The organism is Pseudomonas graminis (assembly GCF_004364335.1).
In the GTDB taxonomy this organism is placed as follows: domain Bacteria; phylum Pseudomonadota; class Gammaproteobacteria; order Pseudomonadales; family Pseudomonadaceae; genus Aquipseudomonas; species Aquipseudomonas graminis_D.
On sequence record NZ_SOCR01000005.1, the window covers coordinates 452,589 to 470,181 of the forward strand.

A 17,593-nucleotide genomic window follows, 5' to 3' on the forward strand; every position below is an offset into this window, starting at 1 on the left:
ATGGGCTTCAAGCATTTCCATGCACTGACATTGGCGCTCCTTGGGGGCGCCAGCGTTACAGCTATGGCTGCCAACGACGGTCAGTCTCGGGCAAACGAGCTATTAAGCTCGAATCCCGAGTACCGCGAGACGTGGTCGAGCGTGGTGAAGAAGGAAGAGCGGTTGCCCGATTGGGTGATCAATCTCTCCGGCGCCGCCGAACAGATGAATGCCGTGACCGAAGACGGTGACAAGTATTTGGTAGGGCCGCTCTGCGAGACCCAGGACACTTGCCGCAATAAGCGCCTCATCGTGGCATTCAGCCTGGACAAGTCCCATGCGTACGCCATGTTGGTCGAAGTGCCGGCGGGACTGCCCGCGGACAAGTCGCCGACGCGCCATGCGGATTACCGGTTTTTGGGCAAACCGGATGAAGGCATGCAAGGCCTTCTGAAAGAGCAGCTCAAGAAAGATCCGAACTGGTACTGATTTGAATGATGGGAGACCTGTCCCTGACAGACCTTCCTGATAGACGCGCAGCCCGAAGACGGTGCGCGTATGACCAAGGGGCCGGGGCGTTTCGACCAAGGGAGTGATTGAAGCGTCCTAGGTGTACAAGGAGTACTCCCACACGTGGGCCGGGTCAGGCAAGTCGCAACGCAAGTCCATCGTCCGATACGGTTTTAGCCTTTATCCGGCAGTGGACTTGTGAGGCGCAAATATTCTCCACTTCCTACAAGGTCTCTGGTCCTCGAGAGTCCTACACAGCCCCTTCTACGTTTCCTACGACCGTATATCGCCGAAATCCCCCCCCTTTGAACGGTCAGCCAGCTATCCGTGGCCAGTCCGTCGTTTGGCTATAACGCCCTGCATGAATTCGCTACAGGCGACGTTTTAGCCACTTCTCAGCTTTCCCCGCCAGGCAAATCCGCCCTCTTTTGGCGCACTGCAACGTAAGTGATTGATTTTCATCATGCCGATTCGGCATAGGGTAGTCGTTTACGGCATTAGACGATGGCGGTCACCGTGGGAATAGTTGCGCCTTTTTCGCCTGCTCAGAGCTCGGATGCTCGCCTGCGGCCACTTACGAGACAGCCCTGACGGCGACCGCGGCGTCACGCTTGCTGGCAAGCGCAATGATGAACGTGTGGTTGGGGGATGTCCCGGCAATGACAACAAGGTAATGACATGAAGAAGGCAAAACTGAGCCTCGCCTGGCAGATCCTCATCGGCTTGGTCCTGGGTATCGCCATTGGCGCCGTCCTCAACCATTTCAGCACCGAGAAAGCCTGGTGGATCAGCAACATCCTGCAGCCAGCGGGCGATATCTTTATCCGTCTGATCAAAATGATCGTTATCCCGATTGTGATCTCCTCCCTGGTCGTTGGCATCGCCGGCGTTGGCGATGCCAAGAAGCTGGGCCGTATCGGTCTGAAGACCATCCTCTATTTTGAAATCGTCACCACAATTGCCATCGTTGTGGGGCTGCTACTGGCCAACGTCTTCCATCCCGGCACTGGCATCGACATGAGCACGCTGGGCACGGTGGACATCTCTCAGTATGAGAAGACCACCTCCGAAGTCCAGCATGACCATGCCTTTGTCGCGACGATCCTCAACCTCATTCCGTCTAACATCTTCGCGGCGGTTGCCCGTGGCGACATGCTGCCAATCATCTTCTTCTCGGTGTTCTTCGGGCTGGGCCTGTCGAGCCTGAATGCGGAAGTGCGTGATCCGCTGGTGAAGGTATTCCAGGGCGTGTCGGAGACCATGTTCAAGGTCACACACATGATCATGAACTACGCGCCAATTGGCGTGTTCGCACTGATCGCCGTGACCGTCGCCAACTTCGGCTTCGCCTCACTGCTGCCGTTGGCCAAGCTGGTGATCCTGGTGTACGTCGCCATCGCCTTCTTTGCCTTCGTAGTGCTTGGCCTGATTGCGCGCCTGTTTGGCTTCTCGGTACTCAAGCTGATGCGTATCTTCAAGGACGAACTGGTTCTCGCCTACTCCACCGCCAGTTCCGAAACCGTGCTGCCGCGCGTGATCGAGAAGATGGAAGCGTACGGGGCGCCGAAGGCCATCAGCAGCTTCGTGGTGCCGACCGGTTACTCGTTCAACCTCGACGGTTCGACGCTGTATCAAAGCATCGCGGCGCTGTTCATCGCGCAGCTTTATGGCATTGATCTGTCGATCGGCCAGCAGTTGATGCTCGTCCTCACTCTGATGGTGACGTCCAAAGGCATCGCCGGTGTACCGGGGGTGTCGTTTGTCGTGCTGCTGGCAACCCTGGGCAGCGTGGGCATCCCGCTGGAAGGCCTGGCGTTCATTGCCGGCGTCGACCGCATCATGGACATGGCGCGCACGGCGCTGAACGTGATCGGCAACGCGCTCGCGGTGTTGGTGATCTCGCGCTGGGAAGGCATGTACGACGATGCCAAAGGCGAGCGCTACTGGAACTCCCTGCCGCACTGGCGTGGCAAGGACCCTCTGCCGGCAGGTCAATCGACGGTCGAGTAACCACTGTCTGGCGTGAATCATCAAACCCTGGCCCCGGCCGGGGTTTGTTGTTTCTGCCCCCGCCGTTATCATCGCCGCATCTTGCGAGGGGATTTGTATGCTGAACGGCCTATGGCTTGGGTTTTTCGTGGTCGCGGCGATATCTGCGCTGGCGCAATGGCTGGTCGGGGGCAATGCCGGCGTTTTTGCCGCCATGGTCGAGAGCATCTTCGCCATGGCCAAGCTGTCGGTGGAAGTCATGGTGCTCCTGTTCGGCACTCTGACCCTGTGGTTGGGCTTTCTCAACATTGCCGAAAAGGCCGGCATCGTCGACTGGCTGGGTAAAGTCCTGGGGCCGCTGTTTCATCGTCTGATGCCCGAAGTGCCACGCGGCCACCCGGCGTTCGGCCTGATCACCCTTAACTTCGCTGCCAACGCGCTGGGTCTGGACAACGCCGCCACACCCATCGGCCTCAAGGCCATGCGCTCGCTGCAAGAGCTCAACCCCAGCCAGACCATCGCCAGCAACGCGCAGATCCTCTTTCTGGTGCTCAACGCTTCCTCGCTGACGCTGCTGCCGGTGACCATCTTCATGTACCGCGCCCAGCAAGGCGCGGCTGACCCCACCATGGTGTTCCTGCCAATCCTGCTCGCCACCAGCGCCTCGACGCTGGTTGGTCTGCTCTCAGTGGCGTTCATGCAGCGCCTCAAGTTGTGGGACCCGGTAGTGCTTGCTTACCTGATCCCCGGCGCGTTGCTGCTGGGCGGCTTCATGGCCGTACTGGCCGGGTTGTCTGCCGCTGCGCTGTCGAACCTGTCATCGGTGCTGGGCAACGTGACGCTGTTCGGCATCATCATGCTGTTCCTGGTGGTTGGCGCGCTGCGCAAGGTGAAGGTGTACGAAACCTTCGTTGAGGGCGCGAAGGAAGGCTTCGACGTCGCCAAGAACCTGCTGCCCTATCTGGTGGCGATGCTCTGCGCCGTCGGCGTGCTGCGCGCATCGGGCGCGCTGGATCTGATACTTGAGGGAATTCGTCACGTGATTCAGTGGGTCGGCCTGGACACCCGCTTCGTCGATGCGCTGCCGACTGCACTGGTCAAGCCGTTCTCCGGCAGCGCGGCACGGGCAATGCTGATCGAGACCATGAAAACCCAAGGCGTCGACAGCTTCCCGGCCCTCGTTGCGGCGACGATTCAAGGCAGTACCGAGACCACGTTCTATGTCCTGGCCGTGTATTTCGGCGCGGTAGGGATTCAGCGCGCGCGACACGCCGTGGGCTGCGCGCTGCTGGCGGAATTCGCCGGTGTCGTTGCCGCGATTGCCGTCTGCTACTGGTTCTTCGGCTCGGCGGTGTAACGCTTCTCGCCCTGCTCAAAGGTCCATTGCAACACTTGGGCGGCCAGCGCATCGCTGGCCCGACCGAATGCCGAGACCACCGCCGACACCTGCTTGTCGGCCACCGGCTGACGCACTTCGAAGCGCCGGCTCGCCACAATTCGCTGGCGATCATCAGCGAGCCGCGCATCAAGGCGAATCACCACTTCAATGGCAGCCCCGCGATACTCGCTCTGAAACGCCTGCAGCTCCCCGCCCAACTCAAAATCGGCCTGCAGATTACTGTCGTCGGTGCTGATCGACTGCACTCGCCCGTCGCGGTAGAAAGCATCGGTCAGTCGATTGCGCAGCAGGACCGGGGCCGGATCACTCCAGCGCGCGCCCTTGTAGCTGCTGATGACATTGCCCTGAGGGATGACGGCGATACGCGGGCTGTCCAGTGTCTCGCTGGATTTAGGCCGTACCACCCGCAACGACCACGACACGGGCGAGGTCCCTTTGCTGGCCGGTAATGCCGTTGGCAACCGGTAGACGTCTGAAGGCGCCTGCTCGGGGAGGATCGAGCAGGCGCCGAGGGACAGCAAGGCTGCCGCCAATAACAGCCGGGTGATGGACTGACCGACAGGCCTCATGGCTCGAACTCCTTACTCTTTTCGCTGCCCAGCAAGTAGCCGCTCGGGTTGGCATTCAAGCTGCGCGAGATGGTTTTCAATGAGCTGAGGGTTTCACGCAGCTCGCGAATCGCCGGGCCCAGTTCGCCCAGCCCTTGCAGGCCGTCGTTTACCGAATTCTGGTTGTTCTTGAGCAGCGTATTGATGGTCTGGCTGCTCTGCTCGAGGGATTTCATCGCCTGCTGCGCGCTGGCGATGGTTTGCCTGCCGTCGCTGGTCAGCAACTGGTTGGCGTTGCGCATCAGCGTTGAGGTTTGCTCCAGGGTCGCGCCGGCTTGCTTGCTCAGCAGCGTCATCTGCTTCAAGGCCTGACGAATGTCGTCGCGCTGATCGGAGATCGCTCCGGTGGTTTGCTCCAGATGCTGGAGCGTGCGCGACAACGTCTCCACGTTGTTTGAAGAAAACATCGCGTTGGCGTTATGCAGCAATGCGTTGGTGCCGCTCAGCAAGTCGTCACTGTCGTTCAGCAAACGCGAGATGGGCGACGGCGAGGCGATGATCACCGGCAGGTTGCCGCCCTCGCCCTTCAGCGCCTCGCTTTGCGGTGTGCCGCCACTGAGCTGGATGAGCGAGGTACCGGTGATACCGGCCAGTGCCAGTTTGGCGAAGGTGTCGCGCTTGATCGGGGTTTCGCCGGCAACGCGGATCTGCGCCAGCACACGGCGCGGATCCTGGGGATCAAGGCGCAACTGCACGACGTCACCCACCTTGATCCCGCTGTACTGCACCGGACTGCCGCGAGACAAACCGGTCACCGCCTCGTTGAAGACAACCTGATAGTCCTTGAACGCCGAGTCGACGCTGGATTTTGCCAGCCACAGACCGAACAGCAGCGCGGCGGCGACCACGATGACCGTGAACAGGCCGATCAGAACGTGATGGGCGCGGGTTTCCATCATGAGACCTCGTGTGGGTGAGTGGCCGCCGAATAGGCCGAGCGGCCGCGCGGGCCATGAAAGTATTCGTGAATCCAGGCGTCTTTGGTCGCCGACACCCTATCGATGGTGTCCGCAACCAGCACGCGCTTCTGCGCCAGCACGGCGACGCGGTCGGTGATTGTATAAAGCGTGTCGAGGTCGTGGGTGACCATGAACACGCTCAGCCCCAACGCGTCGCGCAGGGTCAGGATCAACTGGTCAAACGCGCCGGCGCCAATTGGATCGAGCCCGGCAGTGGGTTCGTCCAGAAACAGGATGTCCGGATCCAGCGCCAGCGCTCTTGCCAGTGCCGCGCGCTTGATCATGCCGCCGGAGAGCGACGCGGGGTATTTATGCGCCGCCGACAGCGGCAGCCCGGCCAACGCCATTTTTATCCCGGCCAGATGCTCAGCCTCTTCGCGGCTCAGCCCGGCGTGTTCAATCAGCGGCAGCGCGACGTTCTCCGTGATAGTCAGCGACGAGAACAGCGCGCCTTTCTGAAACAGCACACCGAAACGCCGTTCAACTTGAGAGCGCGCCCTGTCGGACAGATTGAGCAAGTCCTGACCCAATACGCGGACACTTCCGGATGCAGGTCTTTGCAGCCCGACAATACTGCGCAGCAAGACTGACTTGCCTGCGCCGGAGCCGCCCACTACCCCAAGTATCTCCCCGCGATACAGGTCCAGATCGAGGTCCTCATGCACCACTTGCGGGCCAAAGCGATTGCTCAGGCCGCGGACCTCAATCACCGTTTCGACGGGTTGTACGCAACGGCGGGTCACCAGCCGATCTCCATGCAGAACATCGCGACCAGGGCGTCCAGCACGATGACCACAAAAATGGACTGCACCACGCTGGACGTCGTGTGGGCCCCGACAGATTCAGCGCTGCCCTCGACCTTGAAGCCTTCCAGACAGCCGATGGCGGCGATGAAGAATGCAAAGATTGGTGCCTTGGCGATACCCACCAGGAAGTGCTGCACGCCGATGTCGGCCTGCATCAACGACAGAAACATCGCCGGCGAGATGCCCAGTGACAAAGCGCAGACCACGCCGCCACCGACAATGCCGCAAATCATCGCGAGAAAGGTCAGCATGGGCAGTGAGATAAGCAACGCGATCACGCGGGGCAACACCAGCAGCTCTGTAGGACTCAGCCCCAGGGTTTGCAGCGCATCCAGCTCCTCGTTGGCTTTCATTGAGCCTATCTGCGCGGTGAAGGCGCTGGCCGTGCGACCTGCCAGCAGGATGGCGGTCAACAGCACGGCGAATTCCCGCAGGAAAGAGAAGCCGATCAGGTCCACGGTGAAAATCGTCGCGCCAAAGGCCTTTAGCACCGTGGCGCCGAGGAAGGCCACCACCGCGCCAACCATGAATGTCAGCAGCGCCACAATGGGCGCGGCGTCCAGGCCGATTTGCTCGATGTGAGCGATGACGGATGTGGTGCGCCAGCGCCGGGGGCGAAACAGCGTGGAGGCGAAGGTCTGCAGGATGAGCCCTATAAAGCCCAGCAGCTGCAACGTGTCCTTAAAGATTACATCCACCGCCGCGCCAATTCTCGCCAGCAGCTGCATCCCTACGGCGGCTTCAGGCTCCCGGACGGGTTGGCAATAGTCAGCCAATGCGCTCTGGATGGTCTGCATCAGCGCGCGGCTGGACTCCGGCAGGTTGGGCGCTTGCACGGCCAGCAAACGCAGGCGCTGCACGCCAAGCAGCTCTACCAGCAACGACGCGCCGGCAGTATCGAGCGCGCCGAGTTCGTCCATGTCGACGAGGATGGCTGGACCGAATCCGGCGCTCAGTGCATCGGTCTGGCGCTTGAGTTCGCGGTAATGGGCGAGCGTCCAGTCTCCGGCAATCCGCAGCTGAACGGGATTGCTCGAAGTGTCCATCAAGACGCGCCCTGGAGTCTTGGGCGCGGAGGAAGCCTGCGTGGTCAGTGGGGTCATGGCGACGAGCTTAGTTGGTTTTGGCCGGGGCAGACGGGTTCTCGGCGGGCGCACTGTCCGCAGGTTTTTTCGCCTCGGAATCATCCGGATCTACAGCGTCGGTGCCTGGCTTCAGGCCTGCCGGCTTGATCTTGTTGCGAGTGACGGCCGGTTGATCGCGCTCAGTGACGTCAAAGCGCAGCACACCGATCATCTGCCCGTCCTCAGTGAGCACCCTCACCTGCCATTTGCCAAGCACGTCCGGCGGGAAATTCTGCTTGTGCGTCCAGGCCCGATAGCCTTCCTCACGACCGCCCTTAATGTCTAGAGCGATACGCTCGATTTCCTCGCCGTTGTGGCGCCACACGTGATAAATCCGCTCATTCAGGCCGCGCGGGGCGTTGATCGACGTGTAGGCGTAGAGCCCTGCGCTGCGCAGCTGGTTGACGCCGATCTCCTGAACGCTCTCGCCGGGGGTCCGATTCTGGTTGTCGAAGCGCGTGCTGATTGCAGCTTCGGTCAGCCATAGCGTCGCCGGCGGCACCCAGAATCGCGCCATCCAGCCCGCACCGCCGATGGCCAGTGTCATGGCTACCACGCCTAGGCCGCGTTTCCAGTTGTTGATCGGATAGCCCGACGCCAGGCTCGGGAACGAGAGCAGCATCGCAATGCCCAGCGCCAGCTTGTAGCTCTCGGCCGTGGTCAGGTGAACGATGATCGGCAGCGCCGTGAGCAGTGCGGCGAACAGCGTCAGCGTGTGCAGAGCCATGAACAGCCAGCGGCGCGGCGCCAGCCATTTGTAGTAAAGCGGGTCGATGATCGAAATAAGGCCTGCGGCCCCGAGCAGCCCGGTGAACGCCAGCTGGCCGCTGTACCACGTGGTGGTGACGAAGAAGAACGGCAGGACGAAAAAAAGGCTTTCCTGATGGATCATCTGAGTGCCGTAGCGCAACAGCGGCTGCGGGATCTCGCGTTTAAACATTTTCGCGAACAGGGCGACCGCGCTGTTTTCCACCATTAGCCAGATCCAGCTCACCAGTAGAATGACTGCAATCCAGGTTGCCAGCTTGGCTTGGCGATCCACCAGAATGAAGCTGCCGATGCCTGAGCAGAACCCGAAGAACGCAATAAGCCCGGGGTAGCGCTTGATGAACTCCAGCACGCGCTGGACCAGCGAGTGCTGAATGATTGCGTTAATGTCCGGCATCTTGGGCGTCGCTCTCAGGTATAGGTCGAGGTGTATAAAAAATAACCAAAATCGGACTGCGCCCACTTCGACGAAATCTTACAGAGCCAAGCGCCTCGCTTACAGCGGCCGCTTCTTGTAAACCCGCCACCGCCAGAAAATCAGCAGAGCCACCAGCGCCGTCAGCAGGCATCCGATGGCGTACAGCTCGTCGTAGCTGAGCAGTGGCTCCTCAATTCGAAGATACCCGGGTTGCGCCAGCAATTGACGCATCGCCTGATTGGCCAGATCCAGGCTCACACCCCGGGTTCTCTTGGCCGGGTCCTGGAAGCGGCCATCGTCGTAATCATTCAGCGCACCCCAGTAATAGTCGGCCAGCGCGCTATTGCCTTGGACCGCCCAGGCCTGCTTGGCAATCGACGCCTGCTGCAGCCGCGCAAAGGTGGCCGGGTCCATGCCTTCCTTGCGCAGCCGCTGCAGCATCGCGCGCACTGCGACAGTGGCCGACTCGACGTCTTCGCGGTTGAGATCGGCATTCAGGCTGAGAAAGCCGGTGTCCCCGAACGCTTCGCGATCGGCCCATGGCCCGTAGGAATAACCCTTGTCCAGACGCAGTTCGCTGTACAGCGACCAGTCCAGATAAGCCTTCACCAGATCCCAGGTTTCATCGTGCTGCTCGCCCATGTCCGGCTCGGGGAACAGCAGATGCAGCTTCGCGCCGTCGCCCAATGCGCCGCGGATCAGCGTGCGCTCAGGATCGGCCTTTTCGGTCATCGAACGAAGCGGCGGATGTTCTGTGGGATCGACCGCATTGAGCTGGCCGAAGGTGCGCTCCAGGTAGGCCGGCAGCAACTTGTCGAGGTCGCCGACGATGATCAGCGTCATGTTGTTGGAGGCGTACCAGTTGTCGTGGATATTCTCGATCTGCTCCAGCGTCAGGTGATCGACCTCGGCCCGCTCCGGGCATTTGAGGCCAAGCTCCACGGCAAGCTGGCTGCTGGCGCCGTGGCCCAGGTCGCGCTTGTCCAGCCAGCGTTGCAAATGCGAATAATGGCCACCGTCTTCACGGGCGACGATGCGCTTGGCAGTGTCCAGATTGGCCTGATTGATTTGCGTGTGAGTCAGCAGATTGAGCAGCAGGTCGAGCACCTTGCGCTGATTCTGCGCCGGCGCCTCGATGACGAAGGTGGTATCGGTGTTGCTGGTGAACGCGTTCCACTCCCCGCCCAATGCCTGCATCTGCTGCTCAAGGCCGCCCTCGCCGCTGTTGTCGATCCCACTGAAGAGCAGGTGCTCAAGCAAGTGCGGCAGCTCTTTGTCGTCGCATTTAAAGTCATCGAAGCCAATACCCACGACCAGCCGGATAGCGACGTGCCCCTTGTCCGCAGGCTTGAGCAGCAACTGCAAACCGTTGGGCAGCACGTAGCCCTCGACCTGAAACCGGTCGAGGGCCATGGAAGAAAGGGATGTCAGAACCAGACAAACGAACAGCAGGCAACGCATAAAAACGGGCTTCCTTGCGGGCCGGTATGTGTAACAGACTTCGCAGCCGCCCCTGCGTTCACCACGATTAATCCGCGTTGCCCTCGCTGGACAAGGCGCCTGTGTCAGTGGTTTCAAGGACCGCGTAGGCGCTGCTGCAGAACAGCGAATTCAAGCGTTTCATGTCGGAAATCAACTCGAGGTGCAGGGAGCTGGTCTCGATACTTTGCACAATCTTACGTTGCAGCCTGCTGACATGGGCGTGGGCCAGGCGCCGCTCCTGTGCCCGAAAACGACGTTTCTCGCGCAACAACTGGCGCGCGCTTTCCGGGTCACCGCTGAGGAAGACCGACAGGCCAAGACGCAGATTAGCCATCAGTTGCTCGTGCAACCCGGAGAGCTCTTCCAGGCCGACGTCGGAAAACGACCGACGCTGCGACGTCTTCTGCTGCTGGACCTTGCGCAGCATGCGCTCGATGAGCCCGCTGGCCAGCTCCAGGTTGATCGCCAGCTCGATGATCTCGGCCCAGCGGCGGTTGTCCTGATCGCTGAGGTCGTCGCGGGGCATCTGCGCCAGGTACAACTTGATGGCGTTATAGAGCACCTCGACGTCATCGTTGAGCCGGCGCACTTCCTGAGTGACCGCGGTCTGATTGCCACGCAGCACCTCTTGCATGGCATTGAGCATGCTGTCGATCAGGTCGCCCATGCGCAGTGTTTCGCGCACGGCATTGGCCAGCGCCAGGCTCGGCGTGGCGAGTGCCGTCAGGTCCAGATGGCGAGGCTTGGTCTGGCCGTTGATCTCGGCCTGCTGCGGCAGAATCGACGCGCACAGACGCCCCATCGGCCCCACCGTCGGCAGCATGATCAGGCAGCGCAGCGAGTTGTAAATCACATGAAAGCTGATGACCAGGCTCGATGGGCTGACATTCAGCATGTCCATCCAGGCCACCAGCGGGGTCAGCACCGGGGTGATCAGTAACAGGCCGATCAGCTTGTACAGCAGGCTGCCCAACGCCACTTGCCGACCGGCGACGTTTTGCATGCTGGTGCTGAGGAACGCCAGCAGACCACTGCCGATGTTGGCGCCGATCACCAGGCCGATCGCCACCGGCAGGCTGATGATCTCTGCGCCTGCCAACGTGGCTGTCAGCAGCACGGCCGCCAGGCTTGAGTAGGAAATCAGCGCGAACATGGCGCCGACCAATGCGTCGAGCAGGAGATCGCCGGTCAGTGACGCGAACAACACCTTCACTCCGGCCGCCTGAGTGATCGGCGCGGCGGCAGTGACGATCAGCTGCAGGGCGAGAATGATCAGCCCCAGCCCGATGCCGACACGACCCAGTTGACCCACACGGGTTTGTTTGCGCGACAGAAAGAAGACCACGCCCAGAAAGATCAGCAGCGGCGACAGCCACGACAGGTCGAACGTCAGGATTCGTGACATCACCGCAGTACCGACGTCGGCACCGAGCATGATAGCCAGCGCGGGTGTCAGCCCCATCAAGCCCTGGCCGACGAAGGACGTCACCAGCATCGCCGTAGCGTTACTGCTTTGCACCACTGCGGTGACCAGTATCCCCGCGACAAATGCCAGTGGGCGTTTGGACATGTTCTGGCCAATGACCCGGCGCAGCTGCGAGCCGTAGACACGCAGAATGCCGGTCCGAACGATGTGTGTGCCCCAGATCAACAGCGCGACGGCGGAAAGCAAATCGAGCAGGGTCAGCATACGGAGAGCCCCCTGTAGGTTGCCCATCGGGCAAAGTTAAAAGGTCCAGCGTGTAGCGAGCGTAAGCGCTTGAGGTGTATCGACAGCGCGCTCAACTAAGCTTTAGTCGGCCTGTGGCCTTAATGCCAGCATGGCACAGCGGATTATTTCTTGAAACAAATCTGTCACAAATCAGGTGTTTGAAAGCTCTGCCTTAGCGCCCTGCCAATAAAAAACGGGGCATTCACAGCCCCGTTGTATTGACGTCTATGCGGCGGACGTTATTGCCCCGGCACGTCCTTGTGAAGTGTCACAGGGTCCTGCATCGCACGCTTTTTAGCCATCGACGTGCGCATCTTGATGTTGATCGCCTCGACTGCCAGCGAGAACGCCATGGCGAAGTAAACGTAGCCCTTTGGCACATGCACATCGAACGACTCGGCAATCAGCACGGTACCGACGACGATCAGGAACGACAGCGCCAGCATCTTCAGCGATGGGTGTTTCTCGATGAAGTCGCTGATGACGCCCGCGCACAGCATCATGATCAGCACAGCCACGATGATCGCCGCGACCATCACCGGTACGTGGGAAACCATGCCGACGGCGGTGATGACCGAATCCAGCGAGAATACGATGTCGATGATTGCAATCTGAAGGATGGTGTACAGAAACATGCCGCCCTTGCCTTTCGGCTCATCCAGCGTCTCTTCCTCGCCCTCCATGCCGTGGTAGATCTCTTGCGAACTCTTCCACAACAGAAACAGACCACCGAAGAACAGGATCAGATCGCGTCCGGAAATGCCTTGGCCCCAGACCACGAACAGGTCGTCGGTGAGGCGCATGACCCAGGTGATCGACAGCAGCAGCAGAATCCGCGTCACCATCGCCAGTGCCAGACCGAAAATGCGGGTTCGCGGCTGCATCGCCTTGGGCATGCGGCTGACCAGGATCGAGATCATGATGATGTTGTCGATGCCCAGCACAATTTCCAGGGCAGTCAGCGTGAAGAAAGCAACCCAGATCTCAGGGTTGGTCAGCCATTCCATTACGTATTCCTTTGAGCGTTCGTTTTCCCTCTGGCGCGGTTGCGCCAGAGGGAGCGTTGAGTTGCGTTACAGACTGCTGAAGAACGGGAAGATCCCCATCAGCAGCGCGGCGATCAGGATGCACATGCACACCAGCACGGCCCATTTGAGGGTAAAGCGCTGGTGATCACCAAACTCGATGCCTGCCAGTGCCACCAGTAGATACGTCGACGGTACGAGCGGGCTCAACAGGTGGACGGGCTGGCCGACGATCGAGGCACGTGCCATTTCCACCGGGCTGATGCCGTAATGCGCAGCGGCCTCGGCCAGTACCGGCAGCACACCGTAGTAGAACGCATCGTTGGACATGAAGAAGGTGAACGGCATGCTGACCACCGCAGTGATCACGGCCAGATAAGGGCCCATCGCTTCGGGGATCACGGCCAGCAGGCTCTTCGACATCGCGTCGACCATTCCGGTGCCGGACAGGATACCGGTAAAGATCCCCGCAGCAAAAATCAGTCCGACCACTGCCAGCACGCTACCGGCATGGGCTGCCACGCGATCTTTCTGCGCTTGCAGGCACGGGTAGTTGACGATCATCGCGATACTGAACGCAATCATGAACAACACCGGCAGCGGCAGCAGGCCCATGATCAACGCGACCATCAGCGCCAGTGTCAGAGCACCGTTGAACCAGATCAGCTTGGGACGACGGGCGTCGGGAAACTGCGAAACGCTGATATCGCTGTGATCGACTTCGTCACCGGGCAGGTGCAGCTCACCCAGGCGCGCACGCTCACGTTTGCCGTAGAAATAGGCGATCACCAGAATCGCCACGACGCCCGCGAGCATTGCCGGAATCATGGGCACGAAGATGTCGGATGGATCGACATGCAGGGCGCTCGCCGCCCTTGCGGTCGGTCCGCCCCATGGCGTCATGTTCATCACGCCGCCGGCCAGAATGATCAAGCCGGCCATAATGCGCGGACTCATGCCCAGACGGCTGTACAGCGGCAGCATGGCGGCCACGCAGATCATGTACGTCGTGGCGCCGTCACCGTCCAGCGAGACAACCAGCGCCAGCACCGCCGTACCGACCGACACCTTGACCGGGTCGCCTTTCACCAGCTTGAGGATCTTGCGCACGGCCGGGTCGAACAGCCCGGAGTCGATCATCAGTGCGAAATAAAGAATGGCGAACATCAGCATCACGCCTGTTGGCGCAAGCTTGGTGATGCCGGCCAGCATCATTGGGCCGATTTCCGAGGCAAAGCCTCCGAACAAGGCAAAAACGATAGGAACGATGATCAAGGCAATCAGCGCTGACAGGCGCTTGCTCATGATCAGGTACATGAAAGCAACGACCATGGCGAAGCCGAGGAAGGTCAACATAGCAATACTCCAGCGTTACGCGGCGTGGGAACGAACGAGACGAATCGATCAGCTCAAGACGAGCGGCGCGTGGAGTCGGGGATTACGGAGGGGTACTGCAGGGCACATGCAAGCATCGGGAATCACCTAATTGTTGTTGTAGATGGGCCGGAGAACGTCAAGCGCGTTCGTCCTGGCCGACCGGTCTGTCGCCGGCGGTGAGGTGATGCTAAACGGGGAAGCTTTCAGCCAGCTTTCGTTGCACTTCTGAAGTTGACGAGCGGGAGTTTGAGTTATCGACCTCAGGATGCGGTCAGACCCTTACATAACCGGGAGAGTGCTCATGAGTGAATTGCATACCGGCGGATGCCATTGCGGCAATCTGCGTTACCAGCTTGATGGGCCCTTGGATGACGTTGCCCACTGCCACTGTTCGATTTGTAGGCGCACGTCAGGCGGCATCGTGATGACGTGGACCAGCGTGCCGGTCGATACTTTCAAATGGCTGGCGGGAAGTCCGACCGCCTATGATTCAGGGCCGACGTGCGTCAGGTATTTCTGCAATAACTGCGGGGCGCAGGTCGCGCTGTTCAGCCGCAACAGCCCGGAGACCATGGACGTGACCATCGCCACCCTTGATCACCCGGAGCTAACGCCTGCCGATCGCCACATCTGGACCGACAGTCGCCTGCCTTGGCTGCACCTCGACGAGCATCTGCCGGGGGAGCCCTGTGAAACTGCCTGAGTCATCGTTGAGCGTGTAGCTGCGCAACGATCAAGGCAGCTCCAGCCCGCCCGCTGCCTTGTGCAATGCCCGCAGGTGTTCGCCGACTTGCTTGAGATTGTCTTCGGTCGCGGCGATCTCGGCGGCGCGGTCGGGATCCAGCAGCGCCCTCACCTCTTTATCCAGATCGCCGCTGAGCCGCTGCAGTTGTTTCTGCCGCTGACTGCTCTCGTTTTCCAGACGCTGCCACTCGCCTTCCTGCGGCAGACCGTAGCCGCCGCTGCCGAGCAGTTCCGCCGGGCGACTCAGGAATCCGCTGTTGGCCAGAATGTCCTGCAATGTGCCGGTCGCCCTGGAGACGCCGTTGTCCTTTTGCTCCACGGCACTGAGGTATCGCTGCTTGACCTCATCCTGCGCCAGCAATAACTGACGACGCAGCCCGGCCTGTTCCAGCAGCAGCATCGCGGCGCTGGTGCGCAGATCCGCCTGAGCGAAATACGGGCGCCGCTCTTGCGGCGTCAATGCCAGCCAGTCTTCCACCGTTGTCTGCTTGACATCGGTGGTCTTGCGCAACACCTCGAACATCGCCTGGTAACGGTCGCGGTACGAGTCGAAGCGGTAGCCCATGCGCAGCGCTTTCTTGGGATCGTCCAGCACGCTGGTGTCCGCTAGCCCCCTGCCTTTCAGGACTTCCAGCAGCCCGTTGGGCATGATGCTGTCCAGCCCGACAAGCCGCGGATCATTAGTGCCACTGCGCAGCAGTTTCAGGTTTTCCACCGCACAGTTATTGGACAGGAACCAGTAATCCCCGTCGTATGCCCAGTGCATCTCGGCAGCGTGCTGAACCAGACCGTTGATTTCTTCGCGGGACAGTTTCAGCGGGACCGAGGCCAGGCCGCGCAGTTCGGTCTTGGTGTACTCATCGATCACCTGACCCAGTGGCAGGACAAACAGCCGCGACGGGTACTTGCCGGTCAAACCGCTCCAGCTGGACAGCTGCAGATCGTTTACAAAGGCGCGGTACGACAGCACCAAGTGCTGATCCAGGTCCAGCCGGCAATCGGGGCCACGCGGGCGACCGGGCTTGCAGATGACCAGCCGCAGCATGCTGTGACCCCAACGGCTCGCCAGATTCTGGTTGGCCTCGGCCAGCAGGTAATCAACTTCGTAAACCCGTTCGGGGTCGAGCTTGCCCAGTGGCTCCCGCGCAAAGTCGTTACCGGCGTTGAGATAAGGATAGGATGTCGGGCACTGATCCTTCGTCGCTGGCGCCCAGTCGAACCGGGCCTTGTAATAGTCGTACAGCGCCGGGCGGCGGCAGGCGTAAGCCGGATCGAGGAGGAAGTACTCCATGTTCACCGCAACGAATTCCAGCGGGCTGCTGATTTCGTAGATGTCCGGGCTGCGCGCAACCTGCCCATTGCGCTCTTCCCTGTCACCGCGGCGGCCGACGTACTGCGGCCATCCCGCCAGATCCATAAGGCGCGGATCATCGCTCAGCGTGAAGCGCCTGTCAGTCTGCCCCCGGCAGCTGTCACGCAGGCCAACCTTGCCCACGCTCTTGCCCTGCCGGGCACAGGCAACGATCAGCTTGCGGTCTTCAGGGGACCAGAGTTGCGCGTGATCATAAATGTGGGTCAGCTCATGCAGCACCGTCGCGAGCATTTCCTCGCGCACGGTGCCGTGAGGACGGTTGGTTCGGGTCGTTGCAGCGCTGCCGTCTGTCAGGCCTGCGAGCAGGTTCTGATTCAGGTCCAGCCGGTAAGGACCGTCTGCACGACCGTAGGCATTGGACGGCATGTCGTCTGTCCAATGCACTTCGACCTTGCGATCAAGCTTGCTGACGAACAGCGGAGGCAGGTGCGCCATGGCTTCGTCGAGCAATGTCTGGCTGGCCTTTTGTTGGGCAGGACTGAGCCCGTCGGTATGCAGCGACAGGCTAAGGTCGGCGAAGGCGCTCGTGCAAATCAGCGACAGCGCCGACGTCAGCAGCCAGACAGCGAGGTGTTTCACAGTGCGAGGATGGCCTCGGCGAGGTCCTGATCACTGGCAGTGCGTGCTTCAGGCAGACGATCGCGCAGAGTGATGAAGGCTGCGTCGAGGAGTGCGCCGTGGATATCGCCGTTGCTGGCGACATAGCTGGCGGCATCGTCACGCGCTTCAAGCACGAGTTTCCAGTTGCGCACGGATGAGGTGGTGTCGGAGGTGAAATCGATGCTGCGGCCGAGGGCGCGAACGACGATGTTACTGGTGGCCTTCAGGGTTTGTGCCTGTGCCATGTCAGTCAGCAAGAGCAGGCCGAGGGCGGCAGCGATCAACGGGGTACGCATGGAACGTCTCCAAAATACGGAAGTTACAAAAAAGTGACTATTGGACGAGGATTGCCTGCGCCAGTTCAAGGTCGCTTGCATGAAGTTTTGGGCGGGATTGACGCAGGTACGCCAGCGCCGATTCCAGTCGTGCTCCTCGCAGTTTGCCGTCACTGGCGACAAACACTGCAGCATCATCCTGGGCGGCAATTATCAACTTGCTATCGAAAGGCCCTGTCGTCACCTGGCTGGTGGCGTATCCGGTTTTGACCAGGCTCTGTGTGGTCACGTCAAACGCCAGAACCTGAGTTGAAATACTCAAGGTGGCGGTGACGGCAAGCACGAGGCGAGACAACGAATGCATGGCTATTCAGGGCTGTTCAGGTTCTGCGAAACGAGTCGCAAGGCTAGCGCAACACCCGGGCCAGAGCTAGTGCAAAGACCCTC

At 60.6% G+C, this 17,593-nt stretch carries 16 protein-coding genes; 4 read left to right on the plus strand and 12 right to left on the minus strand.

Annotated features, from left to right (window positions below):
* The 3 genes from EC919_RS12015 (at position 1) to EC919_RS12025 (ending at position 3,835) form a co-directional block, all read left to right on the plus strand.
* On the plus strand, positions 1–468 hold the full coding sequence (locus EC919_RS12015; protein WP_133774148.1) for an inhibitor of vertebrate lysozyme family protein: 468 nt from the start codon (positions 1–3) through the stop codon (positions 466–468).
* Positions 469–1,167: 699 nt separating this feature from the next.
* Positions 1,168–2,499 carry a glutamate/aspartate:proton symporter GltP gene (gene gltP, locus EC919_RS12020; RefSeq protein WP_133774150.1) on the plus strand — a complete coding sequence of 444 codons (1,332 nt, stop codon included), beginning with the start codon at positions 1,168–1,170 and terminating at the stop codon, positions 2,497–2,499.
* Between the two features lie 97 nt (positions 2,500–2,596).
* Positions 2,597–3,835, plus strand: a complete 1,239-nt coding sequence (locus tag EC919_RS12025) for a nucleoside recognition domain-containing protein (RefSeq protein WP_133774152.1) — start codon at positions 2,597–2,599, stop codon at positions 3,833–3,835.
* On the opposite strand, the gene EC919_RS12030 is transcribed toward EC919_RS12025, so the two are convergent.
* The 9 genes from EC919_RS12030 to EC919_RS12070 all read right to left on the minus strand — a co-directional run bounded on the left by EC919_RS12030 (position 3,808) and on the right by EC919_RS12070 (position 14,134).
* Positions 3,808–4,446 (minus strand): ABC-type transport auxiliary lipoprotein family protein, encoded by a 639-nt coding sequence (locus tag EC919_RS12030; RefSeq protein WP_133774154.1) that lies wholly within the window; start codon positions 4,444–4,446, stop codon positions 3,808–3,810. The two genes, EC919_RS12025 and EC919_RS12030, sit on opposite strands and share 28 nt — an antisense overlap.
* Positions 4,443–5,381: an MlaD family protein gene (locus EC919_RS12035; RefSeq protein WP_133774228.1), complete on the minus strand. Its 939-nt coding sequence runs from the start codon at positions 5,379–5,381 to the stop codon at positions 4,443–4,445. Before EC919_RS12035 ends, EC919_RS12030 begins: the two co-directional genes overlap by 4 nt.
* Positions 5,381–6,187, minus strand: a complete 807-nt coding sequence (locus EC919_RS12040; RefSeq protein ID WP_133774156.1) for an ABC transporter ATP-binding protein — start codon at positions 6,185–6,187, stop codon at positions 5,381–5,383. Before EC919_RS12040 ends, EC919_RS12035 begins: the two co-directional genes overlap by 1 nt.
* The gene (locus tag EC919_RS12045; RefSeq protein WP_432213811.1) at positions 6,184–7,344 is read right to left on the minus strand and encodes an MlaE family lipid ABC transporter permease subunit; all 1,161 of its coding nucleotides are present in this window, start codon (positions 7,342–7,344) and stop codon (positions 6,184–6,186) included. Before EC919_RS12045 ends, EC919_RS12040 begins: the two co-directional genes overlap by 4 nt.
* Before the next feature lie 19 nt (positions 7,345–7,363).
* The gene (locus EC919_RS12050) at positions 7,364–8,539 is read right to left on the minus strand and encodes a DUF5924 family protein (protein ID WP_133774160.1); all 1,176 of its coding nucleotides are present in this window, start codon (positions 8,537–8,539) and stop codon (positions 7,364–7,366) included.
* 99 nt (positions 8,540–8,638) lie between these two features.
* Complete coding sequence (locus tag EC919_RS12055; protein WP_133774162.1) at positions 8,639–10,021, minus strand: M16 family metallopeptidase; 1,383 nt, start codon at positions 10,019–10,021, stop codon at positions 8,639–8,641.
* Between the two features lie 67 nt (positions 10,022–10,088).
* Positions 10,089–11,732, minus strand: coding sequence for a Na/Pi cotransporter family protein (locus EC919_RS12060; RefSeq protein WP_133774164.1), 1,644 nt, complete (start codon positions 11,730–11,732; stop codon positions 10,089–10,091).
* 260 nt (positions 11,733–11,992) lie between these two features.
* Positions 11,993–12,760: a TerC family protein gene (locus tag EC919_RS12065; protein ID WP_133774166.1), complete on the minus strand. Its 768-nt coding sequence runs from the start codon at positions 12,758–12,760 to the stop codon at positions 11,993–11,995.
* 66 nt (positions 12,761–12,826) lie between these two features.
* Positions 12,827–14,134 carry a CitMHS family transporter gene (locus EC919_RS12070; RefSeq protein ID WP_133774168.1) on the minus strand — a complete coding sequence of 436 codons (1,308 nt, stop codon included), beginning with the start codon at positions 14,132–14,134 and terminating at the stop codon, positions 12,827–12,829.
* Between the two features lie 322 nt (positions 14,135–14,456).
* Here EC919_RS12070 and EC919_RS12075 point away from each other — a divergent pair, with 322 nt between their 5' ends.
* On the plus strand, positions 14,457–14,858 hold the full coding sequence (locus EC919_RS12075; protein WP_133774170.1) for a GFA family protein: 402 nt from the start codon (positions 14,457–14,459) through the stop codon (positions 14,856–14,858).
* 30 nt (positions 14,859–14,888) lie between these two features.
* On the opposite strand, the gene EC919_RS12080 is transcribed toward EC919_RS12075, so the two are convergent.
* Genes EC919_RS12080 through EC919_RS12090 form a run of 3 tightly spaced genes read right to left on the minus strand, consistent with a single transcriptional unit; the run spans position 14,889 to position 17,510 of the window.
* Positions 14,889–16,850 (minus strand): DUF4105 domain-containing protein, encoded by a 1,962-nt coding sequence (locus EC919_RS12080; protein ID WP_133774172.1) that lies wholly within the window; start codon positions 16,848–16,850, stop codon positions 14,889–14,891.
* Positions 16,847–17,167: a DUF2388 domain-containing protein gene (locus tag EC919_RS12085; protein WP_133774174.1), complete on the minus strand. Its 321-nt coding sequence runs from the start codon at positions 17,165–17,167 to the stop codon at positions 16,847–16,849. The genes EC919_RS12080 and EC919_RS12085 overlap by 4 nt, the downstream gene beginning before the upstream one ends.
* Positions 17,168–17,204: 37 nt before the next feature.
* Positions 17,205–17,510: a DUF2388 domain-containing protein gene (locus EC919_RS12090; RefSeq protein ID WP_133774177.1), complete on the minus strand. Its 306-nt coding sequence runs from the start codon at positions 17,508–17,510 to the stop codon at positions 17,205–17,207.
* Between the last annotated feature and the right edge of the window lie 83 nt (positions 17,511–17,593).